Source organism: Gemella bergeri ATCC 700627 (genome assembly GCF_000469465.1).
Lineage (GTDB): Bacteria > Bacillota > Bacilli > Staphylococcales > Gemellaceae > Gemella > Gemella bergeri.
In genome coordinates, this window is the sequence record NZ_KI271848.1 from 29156 (window position 1) to 46166 (window position 17011).

The 17011-nt window shown below is 29.5% G+C and carries 13 protein-coding genes, 1 other RNA gene and 1 pseudogene; 12 read left to right on the forward strand and 3 right to left on the reverse strand.

Annotation, left to right across the window (positions count from 1 at the left end; translation table 11 throughout):
- Positions 1-2 precede the first annotated feature (2 nt).
- The 4 genes from HMPREF1983_RS04685 to yajC all read left to right on the forward strand — a co-directional run bounded on the left by HMPREF1983_RS04685 (position 3) and on the right by yajC (position 4082).
- Positions 3-1214 (forward strand): FtsW/RodA/SpoVE family cell cycle protein, encoded by a 1212-nt coding sequence (locus tag HMPREF1983_RS04685; RefSeq protein WP_021753147.1) that lies wholly within the window; start codon positions 3-5, stop codon positions 1212-1214.
- 321 nt (positions 1215-1535) lie between these two features.
- A complete protein-coding gene (gene queA / locus HMPREF1983_RS04690; protein ID WP_021753148.1) occupies positions 1536-2564 on the forward strand; it encodes a tRNA preQ1(34) S-adenosylmethionine ribosyltransferase-isomerase QueA in 1029 nt (342 codons plus the stop codon).
- 21 nt (positions 2565-2585) lie between these two features.
- Entirely contained in the window at positions 2586-3740 is a 1155-nt protein-coding gene (tgt, locus tag HMPREF1983_RS04695) for a tRNA guanosine(34) transglycosylase Tgt (protein WP_021753149.1), read from the forward strand.
- A 129-nt stretch (positions 3741-3869) separates the two neighbouring features.
- Positions 3870-4082 (forward strand): preprotein translocase subunit YajC, encoded by a 213-nt coding sequence (yajC, locus tag HMPREF1983_RS07715; RefSeq protein ID WP_245576428.1) that lies wholly within the window; start codon positions 3870-3872, stop codon positions 4080-4082.
- An 86-nt stretch (positions 4083-4168) separates the two neighbouring features.
- Here yajC and HMPREF1983_RS04700 read toward each other — a convergent pair.
- Together HMPREF1983_RS04700 and glyA are read right to left on the reverse strand one after the other, a co-directional pair.
- Positions 4169-4621, reverse strand: a pseudogene (locus tag HMPREF1983_RS04700) (S-ribosylhomocysteine lyase); the annotation flags it as partial.
- A 204-nt stretch (positions 4622-4825) separates the two neighbouring features.
- Entirely contained in the window at positions 4826-6043 is a 1218-nt protein-coding gene (gene glyA, locus HMPREF1983_RS04705) for a serine hydroxymethyltransferase (RefSeq protein ID WP_021753151.1), read from the reverse strand.
- 207 nt (positions 6044-6250) lie between these two features.
- On the opposite strand from glyA, the gene HMPREF1983_RS04710 reads away from it, so the two are divergent.
- The 6 genes from HMPREF1983_RS04710 to murB all read left to right on the forward strand — a co-directional run bounded on the left by HMPREF1983_RS04710 (position 6251) and on the right by murB (position 13887).
- Positions 6251-7201: a ribose-phosphate diphosphokinase gene (locus HMPREF1983_RS04710; protein ID WP_021753152.1), complete on the forward strand. Its 951-nt coding sequence runs from the start codon at positions 6251-6253 to the stop codon at positions 7199-7201.
- 76 nt (positions 7202-7277) lie between these two features.
- A complete protein-coding gene (pth, locus tag HMPREF1983_RS04715) occupies positions 7278-7835 on the forward strand; it encodes an aminoacyl-tRNA hydrolase (protein WP_021753153.1) in 558 nt (185 codons plus the stop codon).
- Positions 7836-8134: 299 nt separating this feature from the next.
- Positions 8135-11695 (forward strand): transcription-repair coupling factor, encoded by a 3561-nt coding sequence (gene mfd / locus HMPREF1983_RS04720; protein WP_040461028.1) that lies wholly within the window; start codon positions 8135-8137, stop codon positions 11693-11695.
- Positions 11685-12263, forward strand: a complete 579-nt coding sequence (locus HMPREF1983_RS04725) for a DNA-3-methyladenine glycosylase I (protein ID WP_021753155.1) — start codon at positions 11685-11687, stop codon at positions 12261-12263. The genes mfd and HMPREF1983_RS04725 overlap by 11 nt, the downstream gene beginning before the upstream one ends.
- Before the next feature lie 210 nt (positions 12264-12473).
- Positions 12474-13004: a GrpB family protein gene (locus tag HMPREF1983_RS04730; RefSeq protein WP_021753156.1), complete on the forward strand. Its 531-nt coding sequence runs from the start codon at positions 12474-12476 to the stop codon at positions 13002-13004.
- The gene (gene murB, locus HMPREF1983_RS04735; protein WP_021753157.1) at positions 12988-13887 is read left to right on the forward strand and encodes a UDP-N-acetylmuramate dehydrogenase; all 900 of its coding nucleotides are present in this window, start codon (positions 12988-12990) and stop codon (positions 13885-13887) included. Before HMPREF1983_RS04730 ends, murB begins: the two co-directional genes overlap by 17 nt.
- A gap of 444 nt (positions 13888-14331) precedes the next feature.
- Here the strand turns inward: murB and HMPREF1983_RS04740 are convergent, their stop codons facing one another.
- Positions 14332-15579 (reverse strand): replication-associated recombination protein A, encoded by a 1248-nt coding sequence (locus tag HMPREF1983_RS04740; RefSeq protein WP_021753158.1) that lies wholly within the window; start codon positions 15577-15579, stop codon positions 14332-14334.
- 98 nt (positions 15580-15677) lie between these two features.
- Between HMPREF1983_RS04740 and ssrA the strand changes: the two genes are divergently transcribed.
- Positions 15678-16035: a transfer-messenger RNA gene (gene ssrA, locus HMPREF1983_RS07725) on the forward strand.
- A 255-nt stretch (positions 16036-16290) separates the two neighbouring features.
- On the forward strand, positions 16291-17010 hold the full coding sequence (locus tag HMPREF1983_RS04745) for an MBL fold metallo-hydrolase (protein ID WP_040461031.1): 720 nt from the start codon (positions 16291-16293) through the stop codon (positions 17008-17010).
- Position 17011: the final 1 nt, after the last annotated feature.

The window sequence follows — 17011 nt, forward strand, 5'->3', positions numbered from 1 at the left end:
TTATGAAGATAAGAAGATTACAGCAAAGTATAAAACATGAACGACGTCACGTAAAGCTAGATCTTGTAGTGGCTTTAACATTATTAATTTTGTTTATTTTAAGTTGTATAATGGTTTATAGTGCCAGTATGATTGGGAATAAGTACGGAACATTCACATCATCTGTACCGGTAGATGCAAATTATTTTTTAATAAGGCAAGCAATTTGGGCAGCATTATCTTATGTGGCATTTTTAATCTTTTCAGTAGTAGTTCCATTTGAAATTTTTAGGAGTAAAAATTTATTAAAATATGGGCAGTTCATTATTTTGGGATTACTATTAATACCGTTTGCTTTACCAAGTATAAATGGTGCTAGATCATGGATAAGATTAGGGATGTTTAGTTTTCAACCGTCAACTTTAGCGCAACTGTTTATTATTATTTATATGGCATTTATTTTAGAAACAAGAAAGACAAAATTAAGACAAGTCTTAACAAGCAGTGAATTAATTAATATTTTTGGAATACCTTTATTTTTAACAGCGGTTATATTTGCTCAAAATGATACCGGAATGGTTTTAATAACCCTTAGTGTTGTTGGAATTATGGCGCTTTGTTCCAATATGAATTTTAAAAATATCAGGAAAATTATAACACTTGCATTGTTGGCGAGCGTTATGTTAATAGGTATTTTATTTATTACGGGGTTATTTTCCGGAGGTTCATATAGAACTAATCGGATAAAGGTATTTTTGAATCCTTTTTCAGAAAATCTTAGTGCAGCAGCCGATCAGGTAATAAATTCCTATATAGCGTTTGGTAATGGGGGATTAGTGGGTCGTGGTTTAGGGAACTCTATTCAAAAACTCGGTTATTTACCGGAGGCTCATACAGATTTCATTTTAGCTATTATTGCTGAAGAACTTGGTCTTATAGGGGTATTGTTTGTAATTTTGTTACTTTGTATATTGGTGGGAAAAGCTGTTTTTGCGGGGACTAAATCTAAAAATACGTTTGGTGCCATGTATGCAATAGGTTTTGCAACACTTTTATCAGTTCAAACCGTTATAAATATTGGAGGGGTTACTGCTTCTATTCCTATGACAGGAGTACCACTTCCTTTCGTAAGCAACGGAGGGAGTTCACTTTTAATTCTTAGTATAGGACTTGGTATAGTTACCAATATTCTCGCTCATGTTAAATCTTTAAGAGAAGATAGACAAAATTTATAAAAATAACTAATTTGAAGTGAAAATTTTACTAAAAGTTTTAGAACACATTCTGTTACTTTTGAAGTTTTGGCTTTAAGTTAGTTTTTTTGGTTGTATAGTAAATACGGGATAGAATAGCCCCCAAAACTTGCCCAAGTCTTTAGGGTTATTTTTAATGAAATTAACAAATGAAAAAAATTTCATATATGTATTTTTTGGAGAGCCTAGAATTTTAACTTTAGGTTTATTTTTTATTTTAAAAGAAAATAAATTTGCTGGTTAACTTGATAAGTTTTAACATTCAAGCTATAATAGTAAAGTAACTTTTAAAGGAGATATTAAATGAAATTAGAAGAGTTTAATTTTAATTTACCAGAAGAGTTGATAGCACAAACTCCACTGTTAAAACGAGATACTAGTAGATTACTTATGGTTGATAGAAAAAACAATGATTATAAGCATAAGGTGTTCTCTGATATTATAGATTATTTTAATCCCGGAGATACATTAGTTCTTAACAATACTCGTGTAATGCCGGCACGTTTATACGGGGGAAAAAAAGGAACCGGTGCGGCTATTGAGGTGCTACTTTTAAAAACTAAAGAACATAATATTTGGGAGTGTTTAGTAAAACCTGCTAAAAGAATAAAGATAGGAAGTATTGTTTCATTCGGTGACGGAGTTATGGAAGCGGAGTGTATTAAAGTAATGGATGATGGTTTTAGGTATTTTAGGTTTAGCTATGAGGGAATTTTTCAAGAACGTCTTGATGAACTGGGAACAATGCCACTGCCACCGTACATAAAAGAAAGATTAATTGACAAAGAACGTTATCAGACGGTTTATTCAAAAGAAATCGGCAGTTCAGCAGCCCCAACGGCAGGGTTACACTTTACAGAAGAATTGTTGAAAAAAATAAAAGAAAAAGGTGTAAATATTGCTTATTTGACGCTTCATGTAGGTCTTGGAACATTTCGTCCGGTTGTGACTGAAAATATTGAAGATCATGATATGCATTCTGAATATTATACAATTGATGAAGAAACTGCAAATATAATCGATGAAACTAAAAAAAGAGGTAATAAAGTTTTTTCAGTTGGAACAACTTCTACAAGAACTTTAGAAACTATTGCCCGTGATAATAATGGAAAGATAGTTGCAGCTTCCGGATGGACAAATATATTTATTTATCCGGGCTTTGAGTTTGAATGTGTAGACGGTTTGATAACCAACTTTCACTTACCGAAATCATCGCTAATAATGTTGGTTAGTGCATTTTATGACAGAGAAAAAGTGCTAGAATTATATAAGATTGCAGTGGACAATAAATATCGTTTCTTTAGTTTTGGAGATGCGATGATGATAATATGATTTTTAAGAAAGGATTATGTAATGAGAGATGTAAGAGAAAATGCAGTTTGGTATGAGCATATTAAAACTTGTAAACAGTCAGGAGCGAGGCTGGGTATAGTTCATACTCCGCATGGTAGTTTTGAAACTCCGGTATTTATGCCGGTAGGTACACAGGCAACAGTAAAAGCAATGGCGCCGGAAGAAGTTAAAAGTATGGGAGCCAATATTATTTTATCCAATACATATCATCTATGGCTTAGACCCGGAGAGAGTGTAGTAGAAAAAGCCGGAGGGCTTCATAAATTTATGAATTGGGATGGAAGTATTTTAACCGATTCAGGTGGGTTTCAAGTATTTTCATTAAGTGATTTAAGAAAAATAGAAGAAGAAGGAGTTCATTTTAGAAATCATCTATCGGGTGAAAAATTATTTTTATCTCCTGAAAAAGCTATGTTTATTCAAAATTCACTCGGTTCTGATATTATGATGGCATTTGATGAATGTCCTGATTTTAATCATGATTATAAATATATTAGACAATCTGTAGAAAGAACCTCACGTTGGGCTGAACGTTGTTTAAAAGCACATAAAAATCCAAAAACACAGAGTATTTTTGGGATTGTGCAGGGTGCAGGGTACGATGATTTAAGAAAACAAAGTGCAAAGGATTTAGTGAGTTTAGATTTTCCGGGATATGCAATTGGAGGGCTTTCAGTTGGAGAGCCTAAGCATGAAATGTATAGAGTATTAGAATATTTAACACCGTTACTACCTACAAATAAGGCACGATACTTAATGGGGGTAGGATCTCCTGATGCATTGTTTGAGGGTGTATTACGTGGTGTTGATATGTTTGATTGTGTATTACCGACGCGTATTGCACGAAACGGAACATGTATGACGTCGCAAGGTAGAGTTGTTGTAAAGAATGCAAAATATGCGGAAGATTTCACCCCGCTGGATCCGGAGTGTGATTGTTATTGTTGTAAAAATTATACTAAGGCATATCTTCGTCACTTATTTAAAGCAGATGAAATATTTGGAGCAAGGCTTACATCAACACATAATATACATTTTTTAATTAATATGATGAAAAATATTCGTAAGGCAATTATGGAAGATAGATTATTAGATTACAAAGAAGAATTTTTCGAAAAATATGGTTTAAATCAGAAAAATCCCAAAAATTTCTAATAATACTAATATTTATAGTTTATTTTTTTAAAACATTATAGTAGAATAAACATATACAGAAATTCGGAGGTAAAAAATATGCCAAGTCAATATATTAATATAATAATGATAGTTGCATTATTTGGTTTTATGTATTTTATAGTGATAAGACCGCAATCAAAACGAAATAAAGAATTAAAATTATTGCAAGATTCTTTAAAAGAAGGTGACAGAATCGTCACATTCGCCGGGATATACGGGGATATAATAGAAGTAGGAACGCTGACAGTTAAGGTAAGAATAGCACCTAAAGTAGAAATTGAGTTGGATAGAAATGCTATTCGTAGTTTAGCAGCTAAATAAAATAAAAATCGAGGATAGAAAAATTTTCTAATCTTCGATTTTTTTATAATACTTTTAAAAATAAATTTATTATTTACCAAATACATTTTCCATTCAGATTTTTTATCTAGAAATTTTATAGCTTCTTGTTTAGCGCCTTTTAGAGAGTGAGAAGCTGCCCAGCCGCACTGTATTTCATTGCAAGCCGGTACTTCAGTAGCAACAAGAACATCTTCCAATGTCTTGGTAAGAGCTTCTACTACCGTCTCATAACTATCATTATTTATTACTGATAAATAAAACCCTGTTTGACAGCCCATTGGTCCAAAATCCAAAACGTTATCAAGATGATTACGAATTAATTCTGCAATTAAATGTTCAAGAGAATGAAGGCTTGGCATTTCTAAATGTTCTTTATTTGGCTGGCAAAATCTAATATCATATTTATATATTTTATCTCCATTTTCTCCGCTATATACTCCAACAAGCCTGATATAAGGTGCAACTACTTTAGTATGATCAAGGTTAAAACTTTCAACATTCATTTTTTTATTAGTCATTGTTATTCTCCATTAAAAAATAAATTTTCGATTGTAGTGTAATTATACTATATTTTTTCTAAATAAAAAAGTGTATAATTAACATAAAAAATTATGAATATACGAGAAATTTACCAATTTATTTTTAAATGTATAGCTATTAAATTTTAAATCGTAAAAAATGTGAAAAAGTATAATAAAATTGTCACATAGTAATGGATAAATTTATCTAAATTCTTTTCTTTTTTTACTTGTTATTTTTTTCACATCTAGCTGAGCTATTGGAAGATAGCTTTCTCCATTTTTCAGTAGGTTGCAGATAATATTGGTAATTTCAATAAAATCTTCTTCAATATATCCTTTAGTAGTCATAGCCGCCGTACCTAAACGAAGTCCACTTGTTTTTGCCGGTGGCAACGTATCAAACGGGATACCGTTTTTGTTACATGTGATATATGCTTTACTTAGTAAATCACTAGCATCATGACCGTTGATACCATAGGTAGTAAAGGTATCTATTAAACAAAGGTGATTATCACTTCCGTTACTTACAACAGGAATATTATTTTGCTTGAAAGTTTTAACCATGACTTTCATGTTATTTAAAACTTGTTGTTGATAAAGTTTAAATGATGGTTGTAAAGCCTCATTAAAACAGATTGCTTTTGCTGCAATAATATGCTCCAACGGGCCGCCTTGGGCTCCTGGGAAAATCATTTTGTTGATTTTAGTAGCTATTTTTTCATTATTGGTTAATATAATTCCGCCACGAGGGCCACGAAGAGTTTTATGTGTGGTAGAAGTTACAACGTCAGCGTAAGGTAAAGGAGAAGGATGTAATTTAGTAGCAACAAGTCCTGCAATATGAGCCATATCTACCATTAAGTAGGCATCGACTTCATCAGCAATTTCCCTAAATTTTTTAAAATCTATTATACGAGAATAAGCACTCGCTCCTGCTATAATCATTTTAGGTTTATACTCTTTTGCAAGTTTTAACACTTCATCATAATCAATAAGATGAGTGTCTTTAGTGACCCCATAGGAGATGGCATTAAATATTTTCCCAGAGAAGTTTACACGACTACCATGTGTTAAATGCCCTCCAGAATCCATGCTCATACCAAGAACGGTGTCCCCCGGGTTTAGTAAAGCCATGTAAACTGCAATATTAGCACTAGAACCGGAATGTGCTTGAACATTGACAAATTCAGCATTAAATAATTTTTTTAGTCTTTCAATAGCAAGAGTTTCTATTTCATCAATAACTTCACAGCCGTCATAATATCTTTTTCCGGGATAACCCTCGGCATATTTATTGGTAAGAATACTCCCTGTTGCTTTTAGTATATTTTCTGAAACAAAATTTTCACTAGCAATGAGTTCAATATTTGTATTTTGACGATATTTTTCTTTTTCAATAAGTTCAAAAATTTTATCCATTAAAAGCTCCTTTATAATTAGATTTTTAGAGATGATAGTTTCTCAATTTTTATAGAAATATTTTAACATATGATAAATTGAAATCAAAACAAATGAATTGAAATTAAGTTCGGGGTTTAGGTAGAAAATAGAAATTATTTGTGCTATAATTATAGAGGAATACGGCTGTATTACTATATCGAACCAAATTTAAGGAGAATATTTAAAATGCTTGTAAATAAACCGTTGAAGCTATTTTCATTGAATTCTAATATTCCACTGGCAAAACAAGTTGCAAATTCACTAGGAGTGGAACTTAGTAAATGTAGTGTTAAAAAGTTTAGCGATGGGGAGGTTTCTATCAATATTGAAGAAAGTGTTAGAGGTTGTGAGGTATTTGTTATTCAATCAACGAGTGAACCTGTAAATGACAATTTAATGACTCTTTTAATTATGATTGATGCTTTAAAACGTGCTTCTGTAGATACTATTAACGTAGTAATTCCTTACTATGGATATGCAAGACAAGATAGAAAAGCGAGAAGTAGAGAACCGATTACTGCTAAATTGGTAGCTAATCTTTTAGAAGTAGCCGGTGCTGACAGAGTAATCGCCTTAGACTTACATGCACTTCAAATTCAAGGTTTCTTTGATATTCCGGTAGATCATCTTATGGCAGTACCTATTATTGCGAAATATTTTAAAACAAAGTTAAAAGATATGGATGATGTCGTTGTTGTTTCTCCCGATCATGGAGGAGTTACACGTGCGAGAAAATTAGCGGATTCGTTGAATACGCCGATAGCTATAATAGATAAAAGAAGACCTAAGCCGAACGTTGCGGAAGTAATGAATATTGTAGGTAATATTGAAGGAAAAACGTGTATTCTTATAGATGATATTATAGATACGGCAGGAACTATTACACTAGGAGCTAAAGCACTTAAAAATATGGGTGCTAAAGAGGTGTATGCAAGTTGTTCGCATGCTGTATTAAGTGGGCAAGCATTGGAAAGGATAGAAGATTCTCCAATTAAAGAGTTGGTATATGCAAATACAATTCATATACCGGAAGAGAAAAAATTAGATAAAATGGTTCCGTTATGTGTCGGTGAATTGATTGCTAAAGCAATTTATAGAATTCATCACAACGAACCGGTAAGTGTTCTTTTTGATTAATATAAAGTTTTTGAAAATTTAAAAAAGGCAGCGAATTCGTTGCCTTTTTTAAATATTAATTAAGAAAGGAGAAAAAATGAAATTAATTGTTGGGCTTGGAAATCCCGGTAAACAATATGCAAATACAAGACATAATATAGGATTTATGATCTTAGATGAATTAGCAAAAAGTTGGGGAATCAGTTTTGATAAAAATAAATTTAATGCTGATTATACGATTGCTTATTATAACGGGATAAGGTATTTATTAATAAAGCCGACAACTTATATGAATTTATCAGGTGAGGCTTTAAGGAAATTTTATGATTATTTTGAAATAAATATAGATGATATACTTGTAGTTTATGATGATTTAGATACTAAAACAGCAAGTTTTAGATTGAAGGCAAAAGGAAGTAGCGGTGGGCATAATGGAATAAAAAGTATTATTTCACATTTAGGCACTGAAAATTTTAATAGATTAAAGATTGGGATAGATAGACCGACACCTCCAATGAAAGTTGTTGACTATGTACTTGGAAAATTTACAAAAGAAGAAATGAATGAAATAGAAAAAATTTATAAAAAAAGTATTAACGCTATAGAAGATTTTTCAAAAATGAATATAGTAGAATTAATGAATAAGTATAACTAAAAAGAATTATTAGAATTAAAGTATTGAAAATATTTCGAAAATAGGCAATATAACAATAAAACTGATTGAAAAATAATACAAGTTATATAAAATATAATGAAGTACCGTTAATTATTTTAGAGGTAAAGTGTTTCGTTTTTCAAATAATTTGTATAAAACTTTCTTATATAAAATATTTTATGTATGTTATGCTTAAAATCTTATGTAGGGGTAGATCTATAGATTGATTTTTATAAAATCACGATTTTAGATCCACGCCCTATTTGCCGTGTGAAAATTTTTGTAAAAAGGAGGATGAAATGTTACTTAAAAATTTATTTGAAATTGTAGATTTAAATTTTGATAAACGTTATAAAAATATAGGAATTTATGGTCATAATATCACTACAAAAGCACTACAAATTTTTAATGAATTTGAAAAAAACAAAAAGATGACTATAGTATTCACTCAAGGAAAAGTGGAAGCAGAAGAAATTTTTTCATTAATAAGTGAGTTTGAGAAAGAAACTTATTTATATCCGGAAATTGATGTACTAAAACGTTTTGTAACTAAAAGTAATGATTTGATTCAAAATTCAATACAGGTGTTGGAAAATCTTGTAAACAATATTCCCAGTATCATTATTATTCCAATAGAAGCAATATATAGGACTATAAAAAAACCGGAGGATTTTAAAAATAATAGTTTTGAAATTACACTTAATACGGTTATTTCTTTTGAAGATCTTCAAAAGAAATTGGTTAATATGGGATATAATCGTGTTAATAGTGTTGATGTAGTCGGAGAGTTTTCTAAACGTGGGGGTATTGTTGATGTATTTAGTCCATTAAGTGATAATCCAATCAGGTTAGATTTTTTTGATGATGAATTAGACAGTATAAGAGAGTTTGATATTGTTACACAAAAATCATTAAAAAAGCAGGAAAAAACTTATATTTATCCAACTAGTGATTTCTTTTTAACCAAAAAAGAAAAAAATATGGTTATTAATAATATATTGAAAAAATTGGACAACAAAGCTTTACACAAAAAAGAAAATTATAAAGAAGTTAGTGAGTACCTTAATCAAAAAATAGAACTATATCAAGCGACAAATGATTTTAGTGACTTAGAAAATTTTTCAAATTTAATTTATGATGAAACATATAGTGTAGTGGATTATTTACCTAAGGATAGTATAATTTTCTTTGATAATTATAATAAAATAGTAGAAAAACGAGAAAATCTTAAAGAATATTTTTTGGAAAATTTATCGGAAATGAATAGAAATTATATTTTTCAAGATATTATTGATAATATTGCTTTCGAAAAATTATTAAATATCAATACAACGAAGTATTATCTGTCAAATTTAAAATTAAGTGATAAAATAATTGAACAAAATTATAATTTAGATGTTGTAGATTTAACTTATTACGCAAATGAAGAGTTTTTAGTTAAAGAAATTAGAGAAAAATTAAATAATAAATATAAGGTTATTATTTCTTTAAATAATCAAAAACAAAAAGACTATATAGAAAAAGTACTTTTTGATAATTACTTTTATGATGATATTTACTATGGAATAAAAGAAGGTAAAATTTTTGTAGATATAAATAAATTTAGTCTAAAAGGTTTTGAAGATAATAAAGATAAAATATTATTGCTTACACCTTATGAACTTTTTATAAAAGAAGGTAAGAAAAAACGTAGAGTTAATTTCAAATATAAAAATTCTGAAAAAATAAGGAATTACCAAGAATTAAATATAGGGGATTATATTGTTCATGTAAGTCATGGAATAGGATTGTATAAAGGTATAGAAAATATTGAAGTTGATGGTGTGTACAAAGATTTTTTAAAAATAATTTATGATGGTGGAGATATAATTTATGTTGATATTCATAATATGAATTATATTCAAAAATATACAGCCTCTACTGATAATAGAAAGCCGGTATTAAATAAACTCGGTACTAAAAAATGGCAACAAGTTAAATCAAAAGTAAAAAAAGAAATTGAAGATATTTCAGAAGATTTAATAAAATTATATATTAAACGAGAATTGAATAAAGGGTATGCCTTTAGTTTAGATAGTATTGAACAAGGTGAGTTTGAGGCTGATTTTAATTTTATTCCGACCGATGATCAAATAAAAGCAACGGAAGAAATAAAACGAGATATGGAAAAAGAGCGCCCTATGGATAGACTTTTGTGTGGTGATGTTGGATTCGGGAAGACAGAAGTCGCTATGCGAATAGCGTTTAAAGCGGTGATGGACAATAAGCAAGTTGCTATTTTAGTTCCGACAACTTTGTTGGCTGAACAACATTATGAAAATTTTGTTACAAGATTTGAAAATTTTCCAATTAATATCGAAGTTGTAAGTAGGTTTAATACAATCAAAGATATAACTCGAATTGTTAAAAGACTTGAAGAGGGGCAGATTGATATTATAATAGGTACACATAAACTTCTTAACGATAAATTTAAGTATCGTGATTTAGGGTTATTAATAATAGACGAAGAACAACGTTTTGGTGTAAAACATAAGGAGAAAATAAAATATTTGAAAAATACGGTTGACGTACTAACTCTAAGTGCAACTCCTATACCAAGGACACTACATATGAGCTTAATAGGAATAAGGGATTTATCAGTAATAGAAACACCCCCGAGAGAACGTCAACCTATTCAAACTTTTGTTGCAGCTGAAAATAAAATGGTAATAAAAGAGGCGATTTTGAATGAAGTGGCACGGGGAGGTCAGATTTTTTACGTTTATAACAGGGTAGAAACTATTGATGAAAAATATCTTGAACTAAAAGAAATGCTTCCGGATGTAAATATTGCTTTTGCGCACGGAAGAATGAGTCAAAAAGAATTGGAAAATATAATGGCAGATGTTATCGATAAAAAATACGATGTTTTAATAACGACTACTATAATAGAAACAGGTATTGATATTCCGAATGTTAATACTTTAATAGTAGAAGATGCGGACAGATTTGGGTTAAGTCAACTATATCAATTACGTGGGCGAGTAGGAAGAAGTACACGAGAAGCATATGCTTATTTAATGTACAAACCTTTTAAATCCTTAACAGAAGCTTCAGAAAAACGGTTATCAGCGATAAAAAACTTTACAACATTGGGCAGCGGTTTTAAAATAGCTATGCAGGATTTATCAATCAGAGGTGCGGGAGATGTATTGGGAGGACGGCAACACGGTTTTATTGATTCGGTAGGTTATACACTATACTCGCAAATGCTGGAACAGGAACTTATGATGAAAAAAGAAATATTGGAACCGATTTTATCCCGAGATAAAAATCAAGATATTGCATACTATGAAAATATTATAAAAGAAACAGCTCCAAAAATTAAAACAGATATATTCGAAGTGGAAAAAGATAATGTAGAAATAAAATTAAACGTTGATGCCTTTATTCCTAAAGAATATATTAATAGTGACGGAGATAAAATTGATTTTTATAAACGATTGAACAATGTAAAAACATTAGAAGAAATAGAAGTAGTGGTAGAAGATTTAATTGACAGGTTTTCAGATTCTGGAAACGAAGTGGAAAATCTTATTGATATATGTTATCTTCGTATAATAGCTAAAGATACTTATGTAGAAAGTATAAAAGAGCTTGCTAATAAGGTAGTAATTACCTTTAATAAAGATATTTTCAATAATTTAAACGGTAAAGAGTTATTTACGGCGTTAAACGTATATAAAGATGTTAGAATTGTTGCAAAAGACGGTTTCTATTTAGAAGTTGATAAAAAAGATAATTATAATATTAAACGTCTTACAATGTTGATAAAAATAGTAAATGATAATTTAATAAAGGAAAAAGAAGATGAAAAATAGATGTTCATGGGTGAAAAATGAATTAGATATTTTATATCATGATAATGAATGGTGTAAACCGACACATAATGAAAGAGAATTTTTTGAATATTTGGTGTTAGAAGGAATGCAAGCAGGTCTTAGTTGGTCATTAATTTTAAAAAAACGAGAAAATTTTAGACGTGCTTTTAATAATTTTGATTATAAAGTTTGTGCAAATTATTCAGATGAATATTTAGAAAATTTACGTCAAGATAAAAGTATAATTAGAAATAAATTAAAAATTTATAGTGTTAGAAAAAATGCTAGAGCATTTTTAGAAATACAAAAAGAATTTGGAACTTTTAACAATTATATTTGGCAATTTTCAGATTATAAAATAATACAAAATAATTTTAGCGATAGCAGTGAAGTACCAAGTACCAGTGATTTATCAGATAAGATTAGTAAAGATATGAAAAAACGTGGTTTTATTTTTGTCGGAAGTACGATTATTTACAGTTTTATGCAGGCTATAGGAATGTTAAATGACCATACTGTAGAGTGTTTTTGTCATAAAGAATGTAGTAAAAACCAGAAAATAAATTAGAAATTAATTTTAGAAAAAGTTAAACATATAGGTAAAAAATTAGATTCGATTTTTCATTTAAAAATATGTATTTCTAATTTATTGTTTATTCACATATACTGATTATTTTATTTAGTTAGTAGATGTTTGTTAATACTTTTTAACTTTACATTATCGAAATAAGAAAGTATAATGGATAAGTATTTGAAATAGATGATTGGATAAATTTTAATGAACAAAAGAACTGTACGAATTGAAAATATAAGTAGTAGGAAGCAGTATAAGGAATTGTTTGATGCTGAAATAAAAAAAATAAAAGCAATTCCCAAAATGCCCAAATGTGAGTTTAAACATATCGGAGCAACCAGCATGATAAATGTATTAGGAGAAAATATTGTTGATATTTTGGTCATAGTAGAAAATTTACATGAAATAACAACTTTTGACGAAAAGAGATTAAATAATATAAATTATCATAGAATAGCTCATAATAGCATAAAAGGTGTTATAAAATATGCGCGCCTTATAGATTATTTTAGTATGAATTATGATGTTGTTTTATATGTTGTTCAAAGAAATACGGATATTTATAACGATTTTTTGAAAAGTATAGAATTACTTTCTTATGATAATATAAAAGTAGAGTATAATGATTTTAAGAAAAGATGTTTAGAATTATCGTTTAAAGAGTATTCAAATGAAAAAGCAAAATTTATTGGTGAAATTTTAAAGAAGGTTAGAGTAGATGATAGAAGTAGATAAATTAAGAAAGTTATTAAATGATAGTGAAGTATTGGAAAATGAACCGTTAAGGAAATATAGTTTTACAAAAACTGGGGGAAATGCTCAAATACTTATAAAAGTAAAAAGTGAGAAAGATTTTCAAAATATTATTCGCTTCAGTACCGAAAATAAAGTAGAGTTAACTGTTCTTGGGAATGGTTCTAATGTTCTTATTTCTGATAACGGAATAAAAGGTATAGTCGTTATAACTAGTGAAATGACTGATATGGAGCTACATAATGATATAATATCATGTTATGCCGGTGTAACTCTAAAAGAACTTACAGATTTTTGTATAAAAAACTCATTGACAAATTTAGAATTTTCGTGTGGAATACCCGGTAGCATAGGAGGCGCAATATTTATGAATGCGGGAGCCTATGGTGGTGAAATGAAAGATGTTGTCTTAAAGGTAGAAGTTTTTGATAGAAACGGCAACAAAAAAGTTTATTCAAATAACGAAATGAATTTTAGTTATCGTCATTCTGTTATTCAAGAAACAAAAGAAATTATTTCAAAAGTATACTTTAAAATGGCTAAAGGTAATAAAGATGATATAATCGCCAGAGTTGATGAATTGAATAAATTGAGGAATGAAAAACAACCGCTAGAATATCCTTCATGCGGGTCAGTATTTAAAAGACCGGTTGGTTACTTTGCAGGGAAGTTAATCCAAGATGCAAATTTGCAGGGAGTAACTGTCGGCGGAGCACAAGTGTCTAAAAAACACGCAGGGTTTATGGTGAATATCGGTAATGCAACTTGTGAAGATTATAAGAATTTAATAAGAAAAGTTCAAGAAGAAGTTCTAAAAAATTCCGGTGTTGAATTGGAATGTGAAGTGAAAATTTTAGGAGAATAGGTAAAAGAGTTAGTCCTTTTTTGAAATGACTAACTCTCTTTTTTGATAGTGAAGCTAGAAAAAAAGTGAAGTTATATTTTATTAATTTTGATATAGATTTTATCTTTTACTTTTGTTTTTCGAAACGGGTGATTCATAAAACATAGCATCAAACATCCCTAATAAATATTCTTTATTATCTACGTTATATGCTAATATCATTTTTTTGCGTTAGCATATGGTAATTCATATTTCACGTTTTACATATAATTTATAGCTGATTTTACGGGTTTAATGAGTAATCTGTCATCATATATCTCACCAACAATTTTATCTTTAATAATACAAAATATATTTACCCATCATCGCACGATATTTTATATCTTCCAGTGATGATAATTGTTTTAAAATGAAATTCAAATTTTTTTGCTGGAAGCCATATTATTACCTTAACTTTCTAATTTTTTATTTGGAATTATCTACAAATTTTTTATATCGTGCTAGATTTTGTTCATTTTTATTATTTAATTTAGGAGAGTAAAATTCTGCGCTTATTAAGTTATCAGGTAAGTATTGTTGTTTAATATACCCATTAGGAGAATTGTGTGGATATTTATATCCGATACCATGACCTAACTTTTCCGCTCCGCTGTAGTGATTATCTTTTAAGTGTGTTGGAATAATAAATTTTGGATTATTTTTAATTTCTGTTAGTGCGTTATCAATTGCTGTGATAGCACTATTTGATTTTATTGACAGTGCTAACTGAATAACAGCGTTGGCAAGAGGAATACGTGCTTCAGGAAGTCCAAGCATTTTTGCACTTTCAATAGCAGAGTGAACAAAAGTACCGATATTAGGATTAGCAAGCCCAACATCTTCATAAGCAATAACAGTCATTCTGCGATAAATAGTATCCAAATCGCCGCTGTCGATTAATAAGGCTAAGTAGTATAAAGATGCTTGAACATCACTACCGCGAATTGATTTTTGAAAGGCACTTATTATATCATAAAAATTATCTCCGTCAGCATCATAATGGGTATTATGCCCTAAAGAAAGATTTAAAAGATCTTCCTTAGTTATATGAGAGTTTTCATCACATAGGTTATATAATATTTCTAATACATTTAAAGAAAATCGTAAATCACCGGCGGAATTAAGTGAGATAGTTCTAAAAACACTATCATCTATATCAAGTTTTTTAGAAAATAATTCTCTATCTGTTGATATTTTTTTTAAATGATTATAAATATTTTCATCAGAAATCGCGTTTAATTCAAAAATAATTAGACGGGAGCGAATTGCAGGGTTAACAGTGTGATAGGGGTTATTGGTGGTACAACCAATAACATAAATATTGTCATACTCAATTTCCGGTAAGAGTATATCTTGCATCGGTTTAGTAAGCCTATGAAATTCATCCAATAGCAAAATAACTTTTTTAAAACGTTTTGACTCTTCAATAACGGTTGTTAAATCTTTTTTTGTGCAATTCACAGCATTAAGTATTTTAAATTTATAGTCAAGTTCGTTTGCTAGAGCAGAAGCGATAGATGTCTTCCCGGTTCCGGGTGGACCGTATAAGATGAAAGAGAACATCTTTTTGCTGTCAACTATTTTAGTGAGAACTTTGTTTTCCCCAATAAGATGACTCTGTCCTATTATGTCATTAATTTTTTGGGGGCGTAGTTTATTTATTAATGTTTGCATAAAAAACCTCCAAATAATATAGTTAAGGTAATTATATCATAAAAATGAATAAAGTTTTACATATTTTAAAAATTATGATAGAATAATAGCATCAGTTAGGGGATGTTTAGGATTCGACAGGGATACTGGTCTTCTTGGCGGCATGTAGGAGGGTTGACTTCTTTAACAACACATTCAGTTAAATATAACTGGCGAAAAAACAAATTACGCTTTAGCAGCTTAATAAGCTAAAGGCTGGTTACTTTGTTCGACTGCGGCAAGGTTAATCGGTTCATTAATAGCAGTCTACGAATATACTTTTCCGTTTGTAAAGTTTATTAAGAGATAAATCAAACTCGTTTTCTATTGCCTGTTTATCGGCTTATGTAGAAAATTAAATTCAATAGATAAACTAAACATGTAGAAACTAAGGGGAGGTGTTTTTGGACGCGGGTTCAAATCCCGCCATCTCCATATCTAAAATATTATACGGGGTGATTTGACAAAATCAATTTTTAATGAAATCATGATTTTTAAGTCGCTTCTTTTTTTTAAACTTTATATTATCGGTTATTGGCGGATATTGTTTATAATATTATTAGGATTTTAAGTGTAAAATTTATTTAAATAGGTAATACGTTAGATTGATATAATTTATGTAAATTTGAAAATGTTTACTAGAAAAACAAATTATGCTATAATGAGGTTATCATTTCAAGGAAGTAAACAGGTATGTTAATAAAATTTTCAGATAGAATATATTACTCGAAACAAAGGTATATGTATTTAGAGCCTGCACTTGGTTACGTGAGAGGTGATAACTTTTCCGTAATGATAGATGCAGGAAACGGTCCAAAGCAGGTGAAAGAATTTTTAAATGATTTAAAAAGAGAAAATTTACCGATGCCAAGTTATGTAATATTAACTCATCATCATTGGGATCATAGTTTCGGTGCAAGTTATTTGGATATACCGGTTATAGCAACAACTAAGGCTAAAGAAGCCCTTGTAGAGTTATCAAAACTTAGTTGGGATATTGACAGCATTGAAAAAAGGGTAGAAAGCGGAGTAGAAATAAGATATAGTGCAGATGTTTTTGAAAAAGTATATGAAAATTGTCAAGTAAAAATAAGGATACCTGATATTCCAAAATCCGGCGATATTATTATTAATACCGGAAATGATAAAATCACTTGTTTATATAGTGATAATTCTCATTCTAATGATGCTTTTATTGTTTATGTTCCTGGTGAAAAAGTTTTATTTTTAGGTGACAGTCATGCCAAAAATTACTACACAAAACCTATGAGCTATAATAAAGAAAAATTAAGAAATTACATTGACAAAATTCAAGGTTTAAATTTTGAGTTTGCTATACCGGGGCATGGAAATATTTTTTCAAGAAAAGCACTATTAGATTATTTAGAAAAAGAATATAATAAGCTGAGGTAAT

Coding starts and splice junctions, on each gene's coding strand:
- queA (WP_021753148.1), top strand. CDS start 1,536: ATGAAATTAGAAGAGTTTAATTTTAATTTACCAGAAGAGTTGATAGCA.
- yajC (WP_245576428.1), top strand. CDS start 3,870: ATGTATTTTATAGTGATAAGACCGCAATCAAAACGAAATAAAGAATTA.
- murB (WP_021753157.1), top strand. CDS start 12,988: ATGATAGAAGTAGATAAATTAAGAAAGTTATTAAATGATAGTGAAGTA.
- HMPREF1983_RS04740 (WP_021753158.1), bottom strand. CDS start 15,579: ATGCAAACATTAATAAATAAACTACGCCCCCAAAAAATTAATGACATA.
- HMPREF1983_RS04710 (WP_021753152.1), top strand. CDS start 6,251: ATGCTTGTAAATAAACCGTTGAAGCTATTTTCATTGAATTCTAATATT.
- glyA (WP_021753151.1), bottom strand. CDS start 6,043: ATGGATAAAATTTTTGAACTTATTGAAAAAGAAAAATATCGTCAAAAT.
- HMPREF1983_RS04685 (WP_021753147.1), top strand. CDS start 3: ATGAAGATAAGAAGATTACAGCAAAGTATAAAACATGAACGACGTCAC.
- HMPREF1983_RS04730 (WP_021753156.1), top strand. CDS start 12,474: ATGAACAAAAGAACTGTACGAATTGAAAATATAAGTAGTAGGAAGCAG.
- tgt (WP_021753149.1), top strand. CDS start 2,586: ATGAGAGATGTAAGAGAAAATGCAGTTTGGTATGAGCATATTAAAACT.
- HMPREF1983_RS04745 (WP_040461031.1), top strand. CDS start 16,291: ATGTTAATAAAATTTTCAGATAGAATATATTACTCGAAACAAAGGTAT.
- mfd (WP_040461028.1), top strand. CDS start 8,135: ATGTTACTTAAAAATTTATTTGAAATTGTAGATTTAAATTTTGATAAA.
- pth (WP_021753153.1), top strand. CDS start 7,278: ATGAAATTAATTGTTGGGCTTGGAAATCCCGGTAAACAATATGCAAAT.
- HMPREF1983_RS04725 (WP_021753155.1), top strand. CDS start 11,685: ATGAAAAATAGATGTTCATGGGTGAAAAATGAATTAGATATTTTATAT.